Here is a 1930-nt window from a genome sequence, read left to right as displayed (position 1 = left end):
GTACTACAACGAAAAGTACAACTTCTACGCTCTGAGCCGGTACGAGGACGTGGCACGCGAGTTGCCCAATTGGCAGACCTACCGGTCCGGCCGCGGCACCACCGCCGACATCCTGTTCAACAACATCGAGGTGCCGCCGGGCATTCTGCTTTTCGAGGATCCCCCGCTGCACGATCTGCACCGTCGCCTGCTGTCGCGGGTCTTCACTCCCCGGCGGATGCTTGCGGTGGAGTCGCTAGTTCGCGAATTCTGCATCAAAGAGTTGGATCCGCTAATTGGTTCTGGCGGTTTGGATTTCATCGCGGATCTCGGGGCGATGATGCCGATGCGGACAATCGGCTATCTCCTTGGCATACCCGAAGAGCAGCAGATGAGCATTCGAGATCGCAACGCCGCCTTTATCGACGTCGCCAAGGGGCGCCAGCCCGGCGAAGTCAGTCAGAAGATATTTGAAGGAACCATCGTGATGTTCGCCGAGTTCATCGACTGGCGGGCCGAGCATCCCTCCGATGACCTGATGACCGAGCTCCTGGCCGCCGAGATCGAGGAACCCGACGGGACGCGGCGGCTGCTTTCCCGCACCGAGGTGCTGTCCTATACCGCGATGATCGCCGGCGCCGGTAACGAGACCACCGCTCGGCTCATCGGATTCATGGGACAGCTGCTCTCGGATCACCCGGATCAACGCCGCGAGCTCGCCGCCGACCCGTCCCTGATCCCGGACGCGGTGGAAGAGTCACTGCGCTATGAGCCGCCGTCGCCGGTGCAGGCCCGCTACGTCGCCCAGGATGCCGAGCACTACGGCCGCGTCGTACCGGAAGGGTCGTTCATGTTGCTGCTCAACGCTTCTGCCAACCGAGACGAACATCATTTCCCCGATCCGGACCGGTTCGACATCCACCGTCGCGGCAGTCACCTTAGCTTCGGGCAAGGACTGCATTTCTGCCTCGGCTCGGCGCTGGCCCGTTTGGAAGCTCGGGTGGCCTTCGAAGAGGTCCTCAAACGCTGGCCGGACTGGGAAGTCGACTACGCCAACGCCGAACGAGCGCACACCGCAAGCGTGCGCGGGTGGGCACGCCTACCGGTCAGCACCAGCTAAGGAGAGCAGTGTCCTACGAAAGCAGTGCAGATCCAAGCAACATTGGCTACCTGATGGACTTCTTGTTGCCCGAGCGTTTCCCGAAGACCTGACCCAACCGTTCGACCTGGTTTTCCAGAAAGCCGCCGAGCAAGGTCTGATCGACCGGCCGATCGAGAATCGCCCCGCGTGCGCTTATAAGCTATAGCATCGGCAAGGGGCCTGCGACCTGGCGGCCGTTGGGGCTATCAGTTGCAGAACGGCGAATCCCTCGGTCTCAAACCCCGGGGTTCACGGAGGTACCGCGAACACGCCATCGGCTGGGACGCGGGGTTCAATGACTTTTCAGCGAGAGGTTTCTGTCGGAGTTGGTATTTGACCTGGTTGCCGAATAATTCGTCAATAATTCGACTTTGCTACGTGTAATGTGCAGCGCATGTCGAATCGAAGGCTACGTACTTCGACCACCGCATAAGTCCCACAGCTTCCAGTCGGAGGTCACCGATTGACCCTCGATGTTCTGCCGCCTGGTCCCCGAGTTCCGCTCGCCGTCCAGACGGCTGCCTGGATGATCCGCCCGTGGGAGTTCATGGAACGTTGCGCGGCTCGCTACGGTGACATTTTCACGTTGAGGCTGGCCCGTGAGGGCCCCTTGGTGATGGTCTCCCATCCGGATGCGGTGAAAGAGATCTTCACTGGGCCCCCAGAGCTGCTGCGGGCCGGACTGGGAAGTCGCATCCTGCTGCCCGTGGTTGGCGCAAACTCACTGCTGTTGCTCAACGACGACGCGCATCTGGAGCAGCGCCGACTTCTCATGCCGATGTTTCGGGGTAGCCACCTGGCGTCCTACGC

2 protein-coding genes and 1 pseudogene are annotated in these 1930 nt (G+C 61.3%); all 3 read left to right on the top strand.

From position 1 onward, the window contains the following. On the top strand, nt 1–1099 hold a 1099-nt coding region (locus tag WAN71_RS18735), incomplete at its 5' end, for a cytochrome P450 (protein ID WP_422226766.1). A gap of 8 nt (nt 1100–1107) precedes the next feature. Further along, a pseudogene (locus WAN71_RS18730) lies at nt 1108–1256 on the top strand (amino acid ABC transporter substrate-binding protein); the annotation flags it as partial. Nucleotides 1257–1583: 327 nt separating this feature from the next. After that, the coding region (locus WAN71_RS18725; RefSeq protein WP_422226765.1) for a cytochrome P450 at nt 1584–1930 on the top strand (347 nt) is incomplete at its 3' end.

This window comes from Mycobacterium sp. (genome assembly GCF_049280035.1).
In the GTDB taxonomy this organism is placed as follows: Bacteria; Actinomycetota; Actinomycetes; order Mycobacteriales; family Mycobacteriaceae; genus Mycobacterium.
This window is presented reverse-complemented; position numbering and strand designations above follow the sequence as displayed.